Genomic DNA, 18,214 nt, shown 5'->3' on the forward strand with positions numbered 1-18,214 from the left:
GCAAACACCCACCTGAGGGCTGATACCCCATGGGGTATAGTGGGGTCTGAACGTGATCTGGCAGAGGAGCCGAGCTGATGACTCAAGCGCGAAATCGGGGTCCCACGACGGTGAGCATCTGGCTCGACCCGGTGTGTCCGTTTTCCTGGAACACTGCCCGGTGGTTGAAGGGCCTCGCCGGCGAACGGGGGTTGACGATCGATTGGCGACTGATGAGCCTGGCGGTGCTCAATGAGGGCCGCGAGCTGCCGGCCCCGCAGCAGGCCCGGATGCGTGACTCCCGGCGAATCGGCCGGCTGATGGCCGCGATCGGCCACAAACACGGTGCCGAGGCCATGGGTTTCTCCTATGTCAAGCCGCTGCCGTTTGGCAAGGCTTTGTTCGGTTGTTGTGGTCGGTGTTTAGGTGGCCGAAGACGACGCGGGCCAGGCGTCGTTTGAGGCAGCGCAGGGCTTCGGGGTTGGAGTCACCGCAGCCTTGGCGGTGGCGGTAGTAGATCTGTCCGGCTCCTTGCAGGCGGATTTGGGTGACGGCGATGCGATGCAGGGCAGCGTTGAGTTGGCGATTGCCTGAGCGCGTCATGCGCACCCGGCCTGCGGTGTTGCCCGACCACACCGGGATGGGCGCCACTCCGGCGTGACGGGCAAAAGCCGCCTCGCTTTTGAACCGGGGGACCCCGGCGGCCTCGCCGACGAGTTTGGCCGCGGTCAGCTCCCCGCACCCGGGCATCGCCAGCAAGGCCGGGGCCACCACACGCACGCGTTCGCCGATCCGCTTGGCCAACGTGTCGATCGCGTCTGTCAGCCGGGTGATGTCGGCCAGTTCATCGCGGGCCAACTCAGCGACCAGACCGGGCAGGGTCGCCAGCCAGGCGCCCAACAACTCGCAATGTTTGGCACGATCCAGCGACGCTGGGACAGGGGCACGCTCGGGGTCGAGTTCATGGACCCGCCAACGCAACCGGTTGATCGTTGCAGTCCGTTGTGCCACAAGAACTTCCCGGCGATCCACCAACAGCTTGAGCTCGCGCGACACCTCGTCATGCGAGGCCACGGGCAAGTCAGGTTCTCGCAAGTACCCTCGCGCCACGGCCAGTGCGTCGATCGGGTCGGACTTGCCCTTAGTACGTGCTGAGGCACGAGCCTGAGCCATCAGCTTCGGCGGCACCCGCACCACCTTCTGGCCAAAACCCATCAGGTCGCGTTCCAACCTTGCCGACAGATGCCGGCAATCCTCGATCGCCCACACCACCTGGGCCCCGAACCGTTCCCGCACCCACATCACCGCCTCGGCATGCCCAGCGGTAATGGCTTTGACGGTCTTCTCCCCGAGCTTGCGACCCGCTTCGTCGACGGCGACGAAGGTATGCGTGCGCTTGTGCACATCGGCTCCAACAACAACCATGGTGGTTGCCTCCATTCACTGTGAGGTGACGGTTGGGCCGGTCGGCGGACAAACCTCAGTGGGGGCGGTGCCACGCTCCTATCAAGTCACGCCGGCCGGTCCTTCACACCTGATGCCGACAAAACCCATGGACGCCAACCCAACGGCGGCACACAGCCTAAGAGCCAGACACCAGGTGATCAGGATCCAACCACCGCAACATGCGGCATCTCACCCTGACACTGACCGCAGCGTATTTCGCCTTCGGCGAGCGCTACCTTGAACGCGGTGAGGCGCTCGACGACAGCCTGGTCGCGGAGGTGTTGAACGTGGTCGGCTGCCACGACATCGACGCCGGCGTCATCTCGGATACCGCCCAGGACGACCTGGTGCGGCGCAGTCATCAAGCCGGACAGGACGCGCTCGGTGAGAGCGGGGGCAGTCCGATCATGCAAATCGACGGGCGGACCTTCTTCGGACCGGTGCTGTCCGGGCCGCCGGCGCCGGAGATCAGACGGGCGCTCTTCGATGCGGTTGCCACGCTGGCCGCCGTTCCCCAATTCAGCCAGTTGCAGCGGCCGCGCACGACGGGATAGCCGGTCACGCCGTGGTGAAAGGTATTGAGGTTTCCGGCATTTCGGGGGTGACGCTCGCCCAGCCGGCCCTGCGGCACTGAGCGCTGCGCTTTTTGCGCCGCTATCCGGGTTCTCCCGAGGCTGAACGTGCTTATGATCGGCGGATGGATGACCAGTGCGTAACGGCCAGCGTCCAGATCGACGCCGCTCCCGACGTGGTGTATGGCCTGATCACCGACCTGCCGACGCTGGCCTCGCTCGCCGAGGAGGCGGTGGCCATGGAGTGGCGCAGGGGCGATGCCCTGCGTCCGGGCGCGGTGTTCGTCGGGCACAACGAGAACGGCAAACGGCGCTGGAGCACGAAGTGCACGGTCACCGACGCCGAGCCGGGCCGCGTATTCGCGTTCGACGTGCGGCACACGGTCTTCCCCATCGCGCGCTGGCAATACGACATCGCCGCGGCCGAGGGCGGCTGCCGGGTCACCGAAAGCACCTGGGACCGCAGGCCGGGCTGGTTCCGCAAACTCGCCGGCGCGGCGACCGGCGTCACCGACCGGGTGGCGGCCAACACCGAACACATCCAGTTGACCCTGCAGCGCCTCAAGCAGCGGGCCGAGGCCGGGTCGCCGACGCCATGACAACCGTGGCGACACGCGATCCCTCCGTAGCCGTCGTCGGGGCGGGCATGTCGGGGCTGTGCATGGCAATCGCGTTGCTGCGCAGCGGCATTGACGACGTCACGATCTATGAGAAGGCCGACGAGGTGGGCGGCACCTGGCGGGAAAACACCTACCCCGGGCTGACCTGTGACGTGCCGTCGCGCGTCTACCAGTACACGTTCGCCACCAAGCCCAACTGGTCGCACATGTTCTCGCCCGGCGGCGAGATCCAGGCCTACTTCCGCGGTGTCGCCGACCAGTTCGGGCTGCGGGACCGGATCCGGTTCGGCACCGAGGTCGTCAGCGCCCGGTTCGACGACGACCGCTGGGTGCTGCGCACCGACGCGGGCGACGAGGCCGGGGCAGAGTCCGAGGTGGACTTCCTGATCTCGGCGACCGGCGTGCTGCACCACCCCCGGCTGCCGTCGATCGCCGGCCTGGACGACTTCGCCGGACCCGTCTTCCACTCCGCGCGCTGGGATCATTCCGTCGAGCTGGCGGGGCGCCGAATCGCGGTGATCGGCAACGGATCCACCGGCGTGCAACTCGTCTGCGGGCTGGCCGGCGTGGCGGGCAGGGTCTTGCTGTTCCAGCGCACCGCGCAGTGGATCGTCCCGCTGCCCAACCCCCCGGACTCCCAGTTCGCCGGCCGCCGCCACCCGGCCGTGCCGTGGGTNCGTCGAGCTGGTGACCGCCGGCATCGACCACGTGGAGCCGCGGGGCGTCGTTACCGACGACGGCACACTGCACGAGGCGGACATCATCGTGGCCTGCACCGGGTTCGACACGCACGCGTTCTTCCGGCCGATGCGGCTGACCGGCCGCGACGGCATCGCCGCCGACGACGTGTGGCGCGACGGGCCGCGCGCCTACCGGACCGTGGCGATGCCGGGATTCCCCAACTTCTTCATGATGCTCGGGCCACACAGCCCGGTGGGCAACCACTCGCTCACCGCGGTGGCCGAGCACCAGGCCGAGCACATCCTGGGCTGGATCCAGGGTTGGCGCCGCGGCGAATTCGACACCGTCGAGCCGACGCAGTCGGCGACCGAGAGCTACAACGAGAAGCTGCGCGCCGCGATGCCGGACACCGTGTGGACCACCGGCTGCGACAGCTGGTACCTGAACAAGGACGGGGTGCCGGAGGTGTGGCCCTTCACGCCGGCCGAACACCGCGCGATGCTGGCCAACACGGATCGGCGAGAGTACGACTTGCGCAGGCGCGTGGCCGCGCGGTGAGGGGAGGGCCCACGATGTTCACCGTCGACGACCACGCGGCGGGTCCGCACTGGAATCGGCGCGGGGCGCCACTGCACCACGAGCGACTGGTCCTGCAGGCGCGTGACGTCGAGTTCGATTGGGCGAAGCTGCCGTTCCACTACGTGCCGGGCGAGCCGTTCACCACCCACGTGCTCAACGTCTTGCACCTGCTGCTGCCCGCGGGCGAGGAGTTCTTCGTCGACGCGTTCAAGAGGGCGCTGCCGTTGATCAAAGACGATCAGCTGCGCCTGGACGTACAGGGATTCATCGGCCAGGAGGCCGTGCATTCCCAGGCGCACGCCAAGGTGCTCGCCCACTTCGCCGCCGCCGGGGTCGACCTGACCCCCTACACCGACCAGATCGGGTGGCTGTTCGAGAAGCTGCTGGGGCCCAGGCCGGGGTGGGGCCGGCGACGGCAGCACCGCTGGCTGCTGGAACAGGTTTCGTTCGTCTCGGCGATCGAGCACTACACCGCGATTCTGGGCGAGTGGGTGCTCGACTCGCCCGCCCACGACGCCATCGGCACCGACCCCGTGATGCTGGACATGCTGCGCTGGCACGGCGCCGAAGAGGTCGAGCACAAGGCCGTCGCCTTCGACACCATGAAGCATCTGCGGGCCGGCTACCTGAGGCGGGTGCGCGCCCAACTGGTGGTGACGCCGGGCATCCTGCTGCTGTGGATTCGCGGCGTCCGGTTCCTGTACTCGGTGGACCCGTACCTGCCGCCCGGCAGCAAGGCGCGCTGGCGGGACTACTTTCGGGCGGCGCGGCGCGGATTGGTGCCCGGGCCGCTGCGGTTCGTGCGGGTGGTCGGCAACTACTACCGGCCGGGTTTCCACCCGTCCCAATTGGGCGGCCTCGGCGCGGCGGTCGACTACCTGGCGGTCTCGCCCGCCGCGCGCGCGTCGCACTGACGCATGGACACAACGACTTCGAGCGTCACCGCCTCCGACGGCGTCACCCTGGCGGTGCACCAGTACACCGGGGTCGACGCGGCGCGCCCGACCATCCTCGCCATCCACGGCTGGCCCGACAACCACCACCTCTGGGATCCGGTGGCCCGGGAGCTCGATGAGAACTACACCGGGCGCTACAACGTCGTGGCCTACGACGTGCGCGGTGCCGGCGAATCATCGCGCCCCGCAAGGCGATCCGACTACGCCTTCGCGCAACTGGTGTCCGACATCGGCGCGGTCATCGACAGCCTCGGCGCCGGGCGGGTGCACCTGCTGGCCCATGACTGGGGTTCGATTGCGGCCTGGGCGGCCGTCACCGACGATTCGGTGATGGCCAAAGTCGCTTCGTTCACGTCGATTTCGGGGCCGCACCTGCGGTACGCGGGCCGATTCCTGCGCTCGGCGCGCACGCCGCGGGCCGTGGGCCAGGTCGCGCTGCAACTGCTGGGGTCGCTGTATATCGCGTTCTTCTTGTGCCCCGGTGTGCCGGAGCTCGCGTTTCGCTCCCGGATCGGCGTGCTCGTCCATCAAGCCCTCGAGCGCATCGGCCGGCCGCGCACACGCGTCCGACGCGACCCGACGCCGCGATCCATCACCGACTACGTCACCGGGCTCAAGCTGTACCGCGCGAACATGCCCGGGCCGATGCTCTCGCCCGGGCCGCGGCTGCCGCAGACCACCGTCGCCGTCCAAACCCTGGTGCCCCGCCGCGACATCTTCGTGACGCCCGCGTTGCAGCGGTTCGCCGGCGCAATTCCGCGCGGCGGCAGGGTGATTCCCATCGAAGGCGGGCACTGGGTGGTCACGTCGCGTCCCGAGGTCATCGCCGAGTTGACCGCCGAATGGGTCGATCGGCACGTCAACGCGTGAGCCGGTATCCCAGGTGGGCCACCTTGATGCCGGGCAGCGGCTCCCAATCGAGGGTGCGGCCGTCGGCGCGGAAGTTGTTCTTCTCGTAGAAGCGTCGCGCCTTGTCGTTTTGCTCGGCGCACCACAGGATCACGTCACCGGACGGGTGTGAGCCGAGGACCTCGTCGAGCATGCGGCCCCCGATCCCGTGTCGTTGGCTTTCCTCGGCGATGTAGAGCGCATCGACGAGCAGGTCATCGGGCTGGTCGGAATCGGGCCCGAAGATGGCCACGCCGAGGGTGCGGCCGCCGGCCTCGGCGACCCACATGCGCCAGCCGCGGCGCTTCAGGCTCTGCGGATAGATCTCGGCGACCCAGCGTTTCGGCGGTCCGAGCAGGTCGAGCACCGGTGGCGGCAATATCCCGGCCCACGACCGCCGCCATACCGGGTAGTGCATCGCCGCGACCTCGGCGAAGTCGGCCGGGGTGGCTTCCCGGATCGTCATGTCGCTGGGCCGCACAGCCTAAGGCTAGAGAACTTTCGCCTGGGGCCGCTCCAGGTAGGCCGCCAGCGCGTTCGTCAAACCCCGCCGCGCCATGTCGAGGTCGGCATAGGAGCCCAGCTGGCGCTCCGACACCAGGCCACGCATCGCGCCCGGGATGAGGGCGGCCACCTCGCGCAACCGGTCGGGGTCGACGTCCAGGCCGGCGAAGGCGTGCTGGCAGGTCTCCAGCCAGCTCTTGCCCCAGGAGAACAGCTCGGCCGCGGTGCGTGGGTAGAGGCGCTCCAGCTCGCGGGGGTCGCGGGGCAGCGCGGCGCGCAGGTTTTCGATCGCGCGCGAATCCGCCGATGCCAGGCCGCGGTACAGGGTGTCGATGATCGCGCCGACGCGCTCCCGCAGGGGGGCGTCCGGTCGCACGGGTGTCGACAGCGTGGAGAACGTGGCGGCGCGCCGCTCCGCGGTGCGGTGCAGCACGGCCGCCCAGAATCCGTCGGCGTCGCCGAACTGGTATTGCACCGCGCCCCAGGTCGCGCCGATGTCCTTGGCGATGCGGTTGGCCGACACCGAGCCCGGCTCGCCCGAGGCCAGCGACTTCAGCGCCGCCTCCAGCATGCTCTCGCGCGTCGCGTGGCCGCGCCGGTTGGGGCGCCGCCCGGCGACCTTGGTTTCGGTCACCCGCCTAGCCTAACATTTTCATAGAGGGTACTGTGATTCTGTCACGATCCGAGGAGGGGCGCTCAGATGGCAGGGCTCGATGGCTAAGCCGCCGTTGTCGATGAAACCGACCGGATGGTTCCAGGTCGCCTGGTCCGACGAGATCGGCGTGGGCGACGTGCACCGGATGAAGTACTTCGACCAGGAGATGGTTGCCTGGCGCGCCGAGTCGGGCGAGCTCACGGTGATGAACGCCTACTGCGAACACCTGGGCGCGCACCTCGGGTACGGCGGCACGGTCGTCGGGCAGGTGCTGCAGTGCCCTTTTCACGGGTGGCAGTGGAACTCCGAGGGCCGCAACGTCTGCATCCCTTACCAGGATCGGCCGAACCGCGGCAGGCGGATGCGCACCTACCCCGTGGTGGAGCGCAACGAGTCGGTCTACATCTGGCACGACGCGCAGCGCCGCGAGCCGTACTTCGACGCGCCCGACGTGTTCGCCTCGTTCGAGGACGGCCGCGACGCCCGCGATTACTACCCGCAACAGCGGCTGTTCCGCGGCGGCCTGGAGCTGCACCCGCAGTACGTGCTCGAAAACGGCGTGGACTTCGCGCATTTCAAGTTCGTGCATAACACCCCCATCGTCCCGGTGTTCACCCGCCACGACTTCGCCGACCCGGTGTCCTTCGTGGACTTCACCATCACCTTCGAGGGCGACGACGGCCAGAGGATCGAGGACGTCAACAGCGGCGTGGAGGCCATCAACGGCGGGCTGGGCATCGCCGTCACCAAGAGCTGGGGGATGGTCGACAACCGCACCATCTCCGCGGTGACCCCGGTCGACGAATTCACCTCCGACGTCCGGTTCATGGTCTACATCGGCCGCCCCGAGACCGGCGCGGGCAAGGACCCGGTGCGTGCCGAACGCAAGGCGGCCGAGTTCGGAGGGGAAGTGATACGGCAGTTCGAGCAGGACATCGAGATCTGGCGGCACCAGCGCTACTCCGACCCGCCCGCGCTGGCCCCCGACGAATACGAAGGCTTCACCGCAATCCGCAAGTGGGCCAAGCAGTTTTATCCCGAGCTCTGCGCGTCTTAAGAAAGGCTGACCCGCAATGAATGCACCCGCTCGTCCGATCCGCGTCTTTCAGGTGGCCACCGGAAACGTCGGTTCGGAGATGATCAAGCGGATCGCCACCCAGCCGGACCTGGAACTCATTGGCGTGCACTGCTATTCGCCGGACAAGATCGGTCGAGATGCCGGCGAGCTCGCGGGCATCGCGCCCAACGGGGTGACGGCCACCGGCACCATCGAGGAGATCATCGCCGCCAAGCCGGACGTCCTGACGTTTCACGGCGTGTTCCCCGACGAGGACCTCTACGTCCAAGTGCTCGAGGCGGGCATCAACATCGTCACCACCGCCGACTGGATCACCGGCTGGCACCGCGACAAGAACCATCCACACCCGTCGGGAAAGCCGGTGACCCGGCTGCTGGCCGAGGCCTGCGAGAAGGGCGGCGCGACGTTCTACGGAACGGGCATGAACCCGGGCCTGAACCAGATCCTCGGCGTGGTGTGTTCGGCCGACGTCGCCGACATCGAGAATGTCACCACCATCGAATCCGTCGACGTCTCCTGCCACCACTCCAAGGACACCTGGATCGAGGTGGGTTACGGCCAGCCGGTCGACGACCCGGAGATCCCCGCGAAGCTGGAGAAGTACACCCGCGTCTTCGCCGACAGCGTGCTGATGATGGCCGACTGCTTCGACCTGCCGCTGGACGAGGTGAAGTTCAGCTACGAGCTGGGCGCCTGCACCAAGGACGTCGACCTGGGCTGGTACACGCTGCCCAAGGGCTCGCTGGGCGGCAACTACCTCAAGTACCAGGGCATGGTGGACGGGGTGCCCCGCGTCGAGACGCACCTGGAGTGGCAGATGACCCCGCACACCGATCCGAGCTGGAACATCAAGGGCTGCTACATCACCCAGATCAAGGGTGACCCGTGCATCTACAACAAGCACATGATCTTCCCCAAGCCCGGCGTCGACCTGTCCAACCCGGACAACTTCGCCTCCATCGGCATGACCGTGACCGGCATGCCCGCCCTCGCCGCCATCAAGTCCGTGGTGGCCGCGCCGCCCGGACTCATCACCAGCGCCGACCTACCGCTGCGCGGGTTCGCGGGGCGGTTCAAGAGGTAAGGGCGCGGTCAAGGGGCCTCGTCGTCTTCGTCGTCATCGAACAGGCGCTCCGGGTGGTGATAGTCGTTGGTGCGCGCGCCGCGGTCCAAGTGCGGCGGCGGGATCCACTCGGTGCGGCCGTTGGGCAGTTTCCTTGTCTTCCAACCCATTTCCGCCAGCTTGTGGTTGGGTGCGCAGGTGAAGGTGAGCCTGTCGGCGTCCGTGCGCCCGCCCGTCGCCCACTCGTCGATGTGGTGGACCTCGCACCAGTAACCCGGCACGTCGCAGCCCGGGTGCGTGCAGCCGCGGTCCTTCGCATAGAGAACGATGCGCTGATCGGGTGAGGCTATTCGCCGGGCGCGCCCCAGATACAAGGGCCGCTCCGAGTGCTCGTCGAACACGGCGAGGTAGTGGTAGGCGTGGCTGGCCATCCGGATCACTTCGCGCATCGGCACCAGCGTGCCGCCGCCCGTCACCGCCAGGCCCGCGCCCGACGTCAGCTCCTGCAGCGTGGTCGACACGATGACGGTGACCGGCAAACCGTTGTGCACACCGAGTTTCGGATCGCCGAGCTGGCCGCGCACCAGGGCGTTGAGCGCGTCGTGCTGGCGCTGGGCGTGGCTGCGGGAATCCCGGCGTGCGCGGTCGTCGTCGGGTTCGCCGGTGACGCAGGCGGTTTCGTCGTCGGGGTTGCACATCCCGGGCGCCGCGAACCGCGCCAGCCACGCGTCAATGTTGGCGCGCAGCTCCGGCGAGGCCACGAGCTTGCCGACGCTCATCCCATCCGGCCGTTGGCCGCACCAGGTGAAGCCGCGCTGCCGCGCGCGGTCGGTATCGGAGTATTTCCCATCGGGATTGATCCGCGTCGCGCATCGCTGCGCGACCTTCTCCAGCTGGTCGGGACGCAACTTGGTCGCCTGCCGCGCGAGAAATCGTTCGGCCCTCGCCACGGCGTCGACCGGCGTCGCCTGCGGCAGGCCGCGAAAGAACGTCTGGATCACCCGCAGGTGCTGCTCGTCGAGCAGGCCGTGGCGCCACGCTTCGGCGGTGGCCGGCAACTCCGGCGGCAACTCCTGGCCGGTGAGGGTCAGGCGCGGGGATAGCTGTTCGGCGTCGCGGAGCCGGCGGGCCGCCTCGGCGCAGCTGATCCGCAGCCAGTCGGCGATCACCTTGTGGGCCGGGCCGCCGGCGTGGGCGGGATCCTCCCTCGCCAGGCCCGCGATCACGTCGTGACTTGACGCGATCTGCCGTCGTACAGACGTCTCCATCCGCTCCAGCGCCCGCAGCCGGACGGAAGGGGCCAAGGCGTCGAAATTTCGTCGGGCGATCGCTGCCACGGCCGCGTCGAGCGCATCCAATTCGGCGGCCAGCTCCACCGGCATCTCGATCGAACCCATGTTCGAATGATATCGGTGGGTGCCGACGCCAACAATGGGGAATGCGGCGCCTGTGGATGAACATCCAACTGTGGATAAAGCCGAATTCGACGGCAGCCCGATTAGTAGTTCGGGCAGAGATCGGCCATGGCGTAGTTGACGAGTTCATTCGCTTCAGCGGGAGTGAGCCCACCGGCGCCCAGTTTGGCGTCGGAGCGTTGCAACGCCATGCTCTTCAGCGTTTCGGGAGTAACGCCATAGGAGACCTGGGTGCAAATCTTCTGGCCCACCTGCAATAACGCGGGGTCGCCCCCGTCGACATCCTGGATGCCGGCGTTGTGCAGGTCTTTGAGGTAGGAGGCGGCGTCGGCCTCGGCCGGGCCGGCCCACGCGACACCGGCGACCAGAAGCGAGCCGCCTAGCACCGCTAAGCCCATACATCGACCATTGTGTCGCTGTACCGCCATAGCTTCATCTCCTTCACCTACCGACTGAATTGGAAGAAGCCCGCTATTGAATGGGCCGCCGAGATCATTCGCACGATCGGCGCCGATGCTGTGGTTACCATAGCGCGTCCCGATGTGAAATAGCTTTGAAACTCATTGCAATGACTGTTGCGCCAGCATTTGCGTCGCGGGGCAACTTTCGAGGGCCCGCAACGCCGCGGTCTAGGGTGAAACCATGCGGGTAGGGGTGCTGGGAGCCAAGGGCAAAGTCGGGTCGACGATGGTGGCGGCCGTCCAAGCCGCCGACGACCTGACGTTGTCCGCGGAGGTGGACGCGGGTGATCCGCTGAGCCTGCTCACCGACGGCGACACCGAGGTCGTCATCGACTTCACCCACCCCGACGTGGTGATGGGCAACCTGGAGTTCCTCATCGGCAACGGAATTCACGCCGTGGTGGGCACCACGGGCTTCACCCAGGAGCGCCTCGACCAGGTGCAGGCGTGGCTCGCCGGCAGCGACACGTCCGTGCTGATCGCGCCGAACTTCGCGATCGGGGCGGTGCTGTCGATGCATTTCGCCATGCAGGCCGCGCCGTTCTTCGACTCGGCCGAGGTCATCGAGCTGCACCACCCGCACAAGGCCGACGCCCCGTCGGGCACCGCGGCCCGCACCGCCAAGCTGATCGCCGAGGCCCGAAAGGGCTTGCCGTCCAACCCCGATGCCACCAGCAGCAGCCTGCCCGGCGCCCGCGGCGCCGACGTCGAGGGCATACCGGTGCACTCGGTGCGGCTGGCCGGGCTGGTCGCCCACCAGGAGATCCTGTTCGGTACCGAGGGGGAGACGCTGACCATCCGCCACGACAGCCTGGACCGCACGTCATTCGTGCCGGGCGTGCTGCTGGCCGTGCGGCGCATCAGGGAACGCCCGGGCCTCACGGTGGGCCTTGAGCCCCTGCTCAACCTCCAATGACCAAGGCGCTGCGCATCCAGCTGCTCATCGCTTTGATGTGCCTGGCGATGCTGGCGTACCTCGTGCTGCTGGGCCGGCTGGCCATCGCGATGATCGGGTCGGGAAGCGCCGCCGCCGTGGGGCTGGGCGCGGCGCTGCTGATCATGCCGGTCATCGGGCTGTGGGCGATGATCGCCACCCTGCGGGCCGGGTTCGCCCACCAGAGGCTGGCCCGCCTGATCGCCGCGGACGGAATGGAACTCGACACCGGCGCGCTGCCGCGGCGGGCATCGGGCCGCATCGAGCGCGACGCGGCCGACGCCCTGTTCGCCGCGGTGCGCACGGAGGTGGAGGCCGACCCGGACGACTGGCGGCGCTGGTACCGGCTGGCCCGCGCCTACGACTACGCGGGCGATCGCCGCCGCGCGCGGGAAGCCATGAAGACCGCCGTCACCATGCAGGCGCGCCGATGAGCAAGACGCTGCTGATCGTGCACCACACGCCGTCTCCGCACACCCACGAGATGTTCGAGGCGGTCCTGTCCGGGGCCACCGACCCCGAGATCGAAGGCGTGGAGGTGGTGCGGCGGCCCGCGCTCACCCTCGCGCCGGCCGACATGCTCGAGGCCGACGGCTACGTGCTCGGGACCCCGGCCAACCTGGGGTACATGAGCGGCGCGCTCAAGCACGCGTTCGATGTCTGCTACTACCCGTGTCTCGACGCGACGCGCGGCCGCCCGTTCGGCGTGTACCTGCACGGCAACGAGGGCACCGAGGGCGCCGAGCGGGGCATCGAGGCCATCACGACGGGGCTGGGGTGGACGAAAGCGGCGCCGACCGTGGTGGTTTCGGGCAAGCCCAGCAAGGCCGACCTGGAATCCTGCTGGGAACTGGGCGCGACGGTGGCCGCCCAGCTGATGGGGTGAGCTACTGATAGCTCGGCTGGAAAGCCTCGGCGGGCTGGGCGATCGCCAGCGCCGTGCTGGAGCCGATCGGGCCGTGCCGGTCGAACAGGGTCGCGGTGCCGGTGGCCACACCCGCTGCGCCGTAATGGCTTTGGGCCGCCAGCCCCAGGAATTCGCCGTCCGGCAGCCGGCTCGCGGTGACGGTGTAGTCGGCGTTGATGTACCGCAAACCCCCAGTGCCCCAATGGGTGAGCGAGCTCGTGATGTCGCCGCCGAATCCCAGCCGGGTGAACGGCGTGAGTGGGTAGCCCTGCACCATCGGGCGGAACAGCCGCGTCCACGCGAACTTCTGGGAATGGGCCTGTTCCCACTCGCCGGCCGCGATGCCCGGGCTGCCGCCGAGCGTGGCCCCGTAGCCCCAGATGAGGAACGGCAGGTCCGCTTCGAAGCCGTCGGAGCCGTCCGGCAGCGGCGGCATCTCGACCGGGCCGGACCACACCTGCTGCTCGGGATGCTCGCCCCGCCGCAGGAACAGCGCGCTGGCGCGCGCGACGATCTGCCCGTTTTGCACCAGCGCGCCGTCGACGAGCTTGATGCGCCGGCCTTCCCGCTGCACCGAGGTCTCGATCCGGACCGGCTCGAGCAGGACCGGGCGCAACAGATCGACCGTCAGGCGGGCGGGCTGCAGGTCGGGATCGAGCCCGGATCGCTCAATTCCGAACGCCAACAGTCCGCCGACATTCTGGCCGCCCAGCGCCGCGCCCCACGGTCCCCGGGTCATCGCGCCCGGCAGGTAGGAGTCGCCGTCGACAGTGAAGAACGCCTCGGGCATGATGGCGGAATCCTCGATCGTCACCGCTATCACGATAGGGCAGGAGGATGTAGGGACCGGGCATGCCTCCAGTGATCGAAATTCCGCGCGACCACAACCCATTCCCGATGACGGGTGTGTCCCGCGACGCCGGCGGCGTCCCGCGCTACGAGCGCTTGCCCGCCACCCTGCTGGACATGCTCGCGGAGCAGGTCGACAACCGCCCGAACAGTGAGGCCGTGATCGAACTCGGCGGCGGCCGACTGACCTACCGGCAGCTGTGGGAGCGCGCGGCGCGGGTGGCCGGCGGGCTAAGCGCCGACGGACTGAGCCCCGGTGATCGCGTCGCCGTGCGTTACCCGGCGGGGATCGATTGGGTGCTGGCGTTCTGGGGCACGGTGATGGCCGGCGGCGTTGCGGTGGCGGTCAATACGCGCTCGGCGCGCCCCGAGGTCGAGTTCGTCCTGTCCGACTCCGGCGCTCGGATGGACCTGTCCCCGGGCACACCGCTGCCCGACGGCAAACCGCACGTGACCCACAGCCTCGGCCACGCGGACACGGCCGCCCTGTTCTACACCTCGGGCACCACCGGCCACCCCAAGGGCGTGCCGACCACCCACGAGGCCTTCGTGACCAACACCGAGAACGCGATCCGCTGTCTCGATCAGCCCAGGGACCTCGGCGAGGGGATGCGAACGCTCATCTCGGTGCCGCTGTTCCACGTGACCGGTTGCAACTCACAGCTTTTAGCGGCGATGCGCCTGGGCGGCGCGTCGGTGATCATGCCCGCGCTCAACCTCGACGAGTTGATCGCGACGCTGAGCGCCGAGCGCATCTCCGTCATGGTGACCGTCCCGGCGATCTATGCCCTGATGTTGCGGCACAAGGGGTTTGCCCAAGCCGACGTGTCCGGCGTCCGCTGGGTGGGCTACGGGGGCGCGCCCATCGCGCCGTCCCTGGTCAGATCGGTGAAACAGGCCTTCCCGCAGGCAACCGTGTTCAACGGGTACGGCATGACCGAGACCGCCTCCCTGATGACCGTCCTGCCCGACCGCGACGCCGTCGAGCACGCCGACTCCGTCGGCTACGCGGTCCCCTCGGTGGACCTGGGCCTGGTCCCGTTCGGCGGCGACGAGCCGGGCGTGGGCGAGTTGGTCGCGCGCGGCGCCAACGTCACCGCGGGCTACTGGAACCGGCCGGAGGCCACCTCGGCCACCTTTGCGGACGGGTGGCTGCACACCGGCGACGTGGTCCGGGTCGACGACGCGGGCCGGGTGCACATCGTCGATAGGCTCAAGGACATCATCAACCGCGGCGGCGAGAACGTCTCCAGCGTCGAGGTCGAGGCGGTGCTGCTGGCGGCGCCCAACGTCGCCGACGCCTGCGTCCTCGCGGTGCCCGACGACGTGATGGGGGAGAAGGTCGGCGCCGTGCTCTTCGCCGGCGACGGGGAGATCGACGTGCGCGCCGTGCTCGAGCACTGCTGCGAGCGGTTGGCCGACTTCAAGGTCCCGCAGTACGTCACGGTGGTGCCCGAAGCGCTGCCGCGCAACGCCGGGGGCAAACTGCTCAAGGGCAAGCTGCGCGGACAGGTGCGCTGGGGAGACCCGCTCCGATGAGCGCCACCCTGCTGATCGCCAACCGCGGCGAGATCGCCCTCCGAATCATCCGCACCGCAACGGAACTGGACATCCGGACGGTCTCGGTCTACGCCGAGGACGACGCCGACAGTCCCCACGTGCACGCCGCCGACGAGGCGCTGGGCCTGCCCGGCGCGGGCCCGGCGGCCTACCTGAATCACGCCGAGCTGCTGGCGGCGGCCAAGGACTGCGGCGCCGAGCTGATTCACCCCGGCTACGGGTTCCTCAGCGAGAACGCCGAATTCGCCCGCGCCTGCGCGTCCGCCGGCCACACGTTCGTGGGGCCCGGCGCCGACGTGCTCGAGTTGGTCGGCGACAAGCCGTCGGCCCGGGCCGCCGCGATCGCGGCCGGCGTTCCGGTGCTGCCCGCGACCGAAGGGCCCGGCAGCGTCGAGGACATCAGGGCGTTTCTCGCCGCCCACGGCGGCCCCGTCATGATCAAGGCGGTCGCCGGCGGCGGTGGCCGGGGAATGCGGAAGGTGAGCGGCACCGAACAGATCGAGAACGCCTACCAACAGTGCGCCGCGGAGGCGCGGCTGGGCTTCGGTGAGCCCGCCCTGTTCGCCGAGGCGGTCCTGCCCGACGCGCGGCACATCGAGGTTCAGGTCGTGGGCGCCCCGGCCGGGCACCAGACGCACGCGCTGGCGCTCGGCGATCGCGACTGCAGCATCCAGCGTCGTTACCAGAAGCTGGTCGAAATCGCACCGGCCCAAGGGCTTTCCGACGCGCTGCGCCGCGCGTTGCACCATGCGGCGGCGCGGCTGTGCGCCAGGGTCGGCCTACGCGGGGTGGCCACCGTCGAATTCCTGGTGGCCGGCGACCGGCTGGTGTTCCTCGAGGTCAACCCCCGGATCCAGGTGGAGCACACGGTCACCGAGGAAACGGCCGGCGTGGACCTGGTGGCCGTCCAGCTGGCCATCGCCGGCGGCGCGTCGTATTACCAGTTGGGGCTTCCGGCCGGAATCGCTTCGGACGGAAACGAAGTCATCGGCGAGCCGGCGGCGCGGCGCGGCATTGCGATTCAGGCCCGGGTCAACACGGAGGCCTTCGCCGCCGATGGGTCGGTGTTGCCGGCGGCGGGCACCCTGACGGTGTTCTCGCCGCCGAGCGGGCCCGGCGTACGCGTCGACACCTACGGCCGGCCGGGCCTGGTCATCAGCCCGCGATACGACTCGCTGCTGGCCAAGGTCATCGCCCACGTGCACGGATCGTCGATGCAGGCCGCGGTGCGCAAGGCTCGCACCGCCCTGGGTGAATTCGGCATCGAGGGCGTTCGCACGAACATCGAGTTGCTGCGAGAGCTGCTGTCCGACAGCCAAATCCGGTCCGGCTGGGTGACCACGGACTTCCTCGACAAGAAGCTGCCCGAGCTGGCCGTCGCCGCGCTGTCCCACCAGCACGACGTCCGTGCGGCGCCGGTCGAGCTCTATCCCGGCGAGGAAGCACTGCGCGCGCAATTGGCCGGCACCGTGGTCGAGGTGGCGGCCGAAGGCGAACAGATCGCCGCCGGCGGCCAAGTCGTCGTCCTCGAGGCGATGAAGATGCAACATGTGCTCGCCGCGCCGGACACGCTGCGGACCGTGCGAAGCCTGGTGACTCCCGGCCAGGTCGTCGGAACCGGTGATCCCCTGGTCGTGTTCACCCGCACGGGCGCCGGGGCAGACGGCGAATCATACTCGGCCGCGTTGGATCTCGACCGGCCGCGGGTCGACCTCGACGAGGTCGCTCACCGGCACCTGCTCACCCGCGACGAGGGCCGCCCGGCGGCGGTGGCCAAGCGGCACGCGCGGGGTCGCCGCACCGCCCGGGAGAACATCGCCGACCTGGTCGACCCCGGCAGCTTCGTGGAGTACGGCGCGCTGGCGATCGCCGCCCAGCGCAGCAGGCGCTCCGAAGAGGACCTGATCGCCAACACCCCGGCCGACGGCCTGGTCGCCGGCCTGGCCACCATCGGGGGCGCCGAGGCCGCCGTCGTGTCCTACGACTACACCGTGCTGGCCGGAACGCAGGGCATGCGCAACCATGCCAAGACCGACCGCGTCTTCGAGTTGGCCACCCGAAAAAGCCTGCCGGTGGTGCTGTTTGCCGAGGGCGGCGGCGGCCGGCCCGGCGACACCGACGTCGGCGGGGCCGCCGGGCTCGACGTGCCCACCTTTCGGATGCTGGCCGCGCTGAGCGGGCGGGTGCCGCTGGTGTCGATCGTCTCCGGCCGCTGCTTCGCCGGCAACGCGGCCCTCGCCGGGGTGTGCGACGTGATCATCGCGACCCCCGACGCCAACATCGGCATGGGCGGGCCGGCCATGATCGAGGGCGGCGGGCTGGGGGTGTACCCGCCGGAGGCGATCGGGCCGATCGACGTGCAGCGGCACAACGGCGTCGTCGGCCTGGTCGCCCGCGACGAGGCGCACGCCGTCGCGCTCGCCCAGCAATACCTGTCGTATTTCCAGGGCGCGCTCGAAGCCTGGGAGGCACCCGATCCGCGGCTGGCCCGACATGCGGTGCCGGAGAACCGGTTACGGGCCTACGATGTGCACCACGCGATCGCGTCGGTCGTCGACGTCGGTTCCGTCCTGGAACTGCGGCCCGACTACGGCGTCGGGATCGTCACCGCGCTGGTGCGCGTCGAGGGGGTGGCATATGGGTTGATCGCCAACAGCACCCACCACCTCGGCGGCGCCATCGACGCCGAGGCGGCCGACAAGGCCGGCGACTTTCTCGCCCTGTGCGAGTCGTTCCGGTTGCCGGTGGTCTCGCTGTGCGACACCCCGGGATTCATGGTCGGGCCCGACGCGGAAAAGGAGGCGGCCGTGCGCCGCTTCGGCCGGATGTTCGTCCTGGGCGCCAGGCTGACCGTGCCGCTGGGAATGATCATCCTGCGCAAGGGTTATGGGCTCGGCGCGATGGCGATGGCCGGCGGGTCTTTTCACGCCCCCCGGTTCACGGTGGCCTGGCCGACCGGGGAGATCGGCGGGGGGGGGTTTGGGGGGGGCGTGGGGGGCGGGGTTCGCAAGGAAATTGCGGCCGGGGGGGGACCCCCCGGCGCGCACGCGGTGTTCGGCAACACCGG

18 protein-coding genes and 2 pseudogenes are annotated in these 18,214 nt (G+C 69.1%); 14 read left to right on the forward strand and 6 right to left on the reverse strand.

The window, feature by feature from the left end:
• Positions 1 to 77: 77 nt before the first annotated feature.
• Positions 78 to 383, forward strand: a pseudogene (locus BN4348_RS62375) (mycothiol-dependent nitroreductase Rv2466c family protein); the annotation flags it as partial.
• Here BN4348_RS62375 and BN4348_RS35270 read toward each other — a convergent pair.
• Positions 352 to 1,419, reverse strand: a complete 1,068-nt coding sequence (locus BN4348_RS35270) for an IS110 family RNA-guided transposase (RefSeq protein ID WP_211145681.1) — start codon at positions 1,417 to 1,419, stop codon at positions 352 to 354. The pseudogene BN4348_RS62375 and the gene BN4348_RS35270 sit on opposite strands and share 32 nt — an antisense overlap.
• A gap of 185 nt (positions 1,420 to 1,604) precedes the next feature.
• Between BN4348_RS35270 and BN4348_RS62705 the strand changes: the two genes are divergently transcribed.
• The 5 genes and pseudogenes from BN4348_RS62705 to BN4348_RS35295 all read left to right on the forward strand — a co-directional run bounded on the left by BN4348_RS62705 (position 1,605) and on the right by BN4348_RS35295 (position 5,703).
• Positions 1,605 to 1,979 (forward strand): mycothiol-dependent nitroreductase Rv2466c family protein, encoded by a 375-nt coding sequence (locus BN4348_RS62705; RefSeq protein WP_066909720.1) that lies wholly within the window; start codon positions 1,605 to 1,607, stop codon positions 1,977 to 1,979.
• Positions 1,980 to 2,122: 143 nt separating this feature from the next.
• Entirely contained in the window at positions 2,123 to 2,596 is a 474-nt protein-coding gene (locus BN4348_RS35280) for an SRPBCC family protein (RefSeq protein ID WP_066909724.1), read from the forward strand.
• 5 nt (positions 2,597 to 2,601) lie between these two features.
• Positions 2,602 to 3,856, forward strand: a pseudogene (locus BN4348_RS35285) (flavin-containing monooxygenase).
• A gap of 14 nt (positions 3,857 to 3,870) precedes the next feature.
• Entirely contained in the window at positions 3,871 to 4,791 is a 921-nt protein-coding gene (locus BN4348_RS35290) for a metal-dependent hydrolase (protein WP_066909766.1), read from the forward strand.
• A 3-nt stretch (positions 4,792 to 4,794) separates the two neighbouring features.
• Positions 4,795 to 5,703, forward strand: coding sequence for an alpha/beta fold hydrolase (locus BN4348_RS35295; protein ID WP_066909727.1), 909 nt, complete (start codon positions 4,795 to 4,797; stop codon positions 5,701 to 5,703).
• On the opposite strand, the gene BN4348_RS35300 is transcribed toward BN4348_RS35295, so the two are convergent.
• Complete coding sequence (locus tag BN4348_RS35300; protein WP_066909730.1) at positions 5,693 to 6,187, reverse strand: GNAT family N-acetyltransferase; 495 nt, start codon at positions 6,185 to 6,187, stop codon at positions 5,693 to 5,695. The genes BN4348_RS35295 and BN4348_RS35300 overlap by 11 nt on opposite strands.
• Positions 6,188 to 6,211: 24 nt before the next feature.
• The gene (locus BN4348_RS35305; protein WP_066909769.1) at positions 6,212 to 6,796 is read right to left on the reverse strand and encodes a TetR family transcriptional regulator; all 585 of its coding nucleotides are present in this window, start codon (positions 6,794 to 6,796) and stop codon (positions 6,212 to 6,214) included.
• A gap of 142 nt (positions 6,797 to 6,938) precedes the next feature.
• Here BN4348_RS35305 and BN4348_RS35310 point away from each other — a divergent pair, with 142 nt between their 5' ends.
• Positions 6,939 to 7,937, forward strand: a complete 999-nt coding sequence (locus BN4348_RS35310) for a Rieske 2Fe-2S domain-containing protein (RefSeq protein ID WP_066909733.1) — start codon at positions 6,939 to 6,941, stop codon at positions 7,935 to 7,937.
• A gap of 16 nt (positions 7,938 to 7,953) precedes the next feature.
• Complete coding sequence (locus BN4348_RS35315) at positions 7,954 to 9,042, forward strand: NAD(P)H-dependent amine dehydrogenase family protein (RefSeq protein WP_066909736.1); 1,089 nt, start codon at positions 7,954 to 7,956, stop codon at positions 9,040 to 9,042.
• Between the two features lie 8 nt (positions 9,043 to 9,050).
• Here the strand turns inward: BN4348_RS35315 and BN4348_RS35320 are convergent, their stop codons facing one another.
• Together BN4348_RS35320 and BN4348_RS35325 are read right to left on the reverse strand one after the other, a co-directional pair.
• Complete coding sequence (locus BN4348_RS35320; RefSeq protein ID WP_066909739.1) at positions 9,051 to 10,418, reverse strand: HNH endonuclease signature motif containing protein; 1,368 nt, start codon at positions 10,416 to 10,418, stop codon at positions 9,051 to 9,053.
• 101 nt (positions 10,419 to 10,519) lie between these two features.
• Positions 10,520 to 10,864 carry a DUF732 domain-containing protein gene (locus BN4348_RS35325; RefSeq protein ID WP_066909742.1) on the reverse strand — a complete coding sequence of 115 codons (345 nt, stop codon included), beginning with the start codon at positions 10,862 to 10,864 and terminating at the stop codon, positions 10,520 to 10,522.
• Here BN4348_RS35325 and BN4348_RS60345 point away from each other — a divergent pair.
• The 4 genes from BN4348_RS60345 to BN4348_RS35340 all read left to right on the forward strand — a co-directional run bounded on the left by BN4348_RS60345 (position 10,847) and on the right by BN4348_RS35340 (position 12,717).
• Positions 10,847 to 10,987, forward strand: coding sequence for a hypothetical protein (locus BN4348_RS60345; RefSeq protein WP_167670446.1), 141 nt, complete (start codon positions 10,847 to 10,849; stop codon positions 10,985 to 10,987). The two genes, BN4348_RS35325 and BN4348_RS60345, sit on opposite strands and share 18 nt — an antisense overlap.
• Positions 10,988 to 11,078: 91 nt before the next feature.
• Positions 11,079 to 11,813, forward strand: a complete 735-nt coding sequence (gene dapB, locus BN4348_RS35330) for a 4-hydroxy-tetrahydrodipicolinate reductase (protein ID WP_066909745.1) — start codon at positions 11,079 to 11,081, stop codon at positions 11,811 to 11,813.
• A complete protein-coding gene (locus BN4348_RS35335) occupies positions 11,810 to 12,265 on the forward strand; it encodes a hypothetical protein (protein ID WP_066909748.1) in 456 nt (151 codons plus the stop codon). Before dapB ends, BN4348_RS35335 begins: the two co-directional genes overlap by 4 nt.
• Positions 12,262 to 12,717 carry a flavodoxin family protein gene (locus tag BN4348_RS35340; RefSeq protein ID WP_066909751.1) on the forward strand — a complete coding sequence of 152 codons (456 nt, stop codon included), beginning with the start codon at positions 12,262 to 12,264 and terminating at the stop codon, positions 12,715 to 12,717. Before BN4348_RS35335 ends, BN4348_RS35340 begins: the two co-directional genes overlap by 4 nt.
• Position 12,718: 1 nt before the next feature.
• Here BN4348_RS35340 and BN4348_RS35345 read toward each other — a convergent pair whose 3' ends face one another.
• Positions 12,719 to 13,552 carry a thioesterase family protein gene (locus BN4348_RS35345; RefSeq protein WP_211145683.1) on the reverse strand — a complete coding sequence of 278 codons (834 nt, stop codon included), beginning with the start codon at positions 13,550 to 13,552 and terminating at the stop codon, positions 12,719 to 12,721.
• Positions 13,553 to 13,590: 38 nt separating this feature from the next.
• On the opposite strand from BN4348_RS35345, the gene BN4348_RS35350 reads away from it, so the two are divergent.
• Both BN4348_RS35350 and BN4348_RS35355 read left to right on the forward strand, forming a co-directional pair.
• Entirely contained in the window at positions 13,591 to 15,126 is a 1,536-nt protein-coding gene (locus BN4348_RS35350; RefSeq protein ID WP_211145685.1) for a class I adenylate-forming enzyme family protein, read from the forward strand.
• On the forward strand, positions 15,123 to 18,214 hold a 3,092-nt coding region (locus BN4348_RS35355; RefSeq protein ID WP_066909757.1), incomplete at its 3' end, for an acetyl-CoA carboxylase family protein. The genes BN4348_RS35350 and BN4348_RS35355, both read left to right, overlap by 4 nt.

Origin of the sequence: Mycobacterium interjectum (assembly GCF_900078675.2) — a bacterium.
GTDB lineage: Bacteria > Actinomycetota > Actinomycetes > Mycobacteriales > Mycobacteriaceae > Mycobacterium > Mycobacterium interjectum.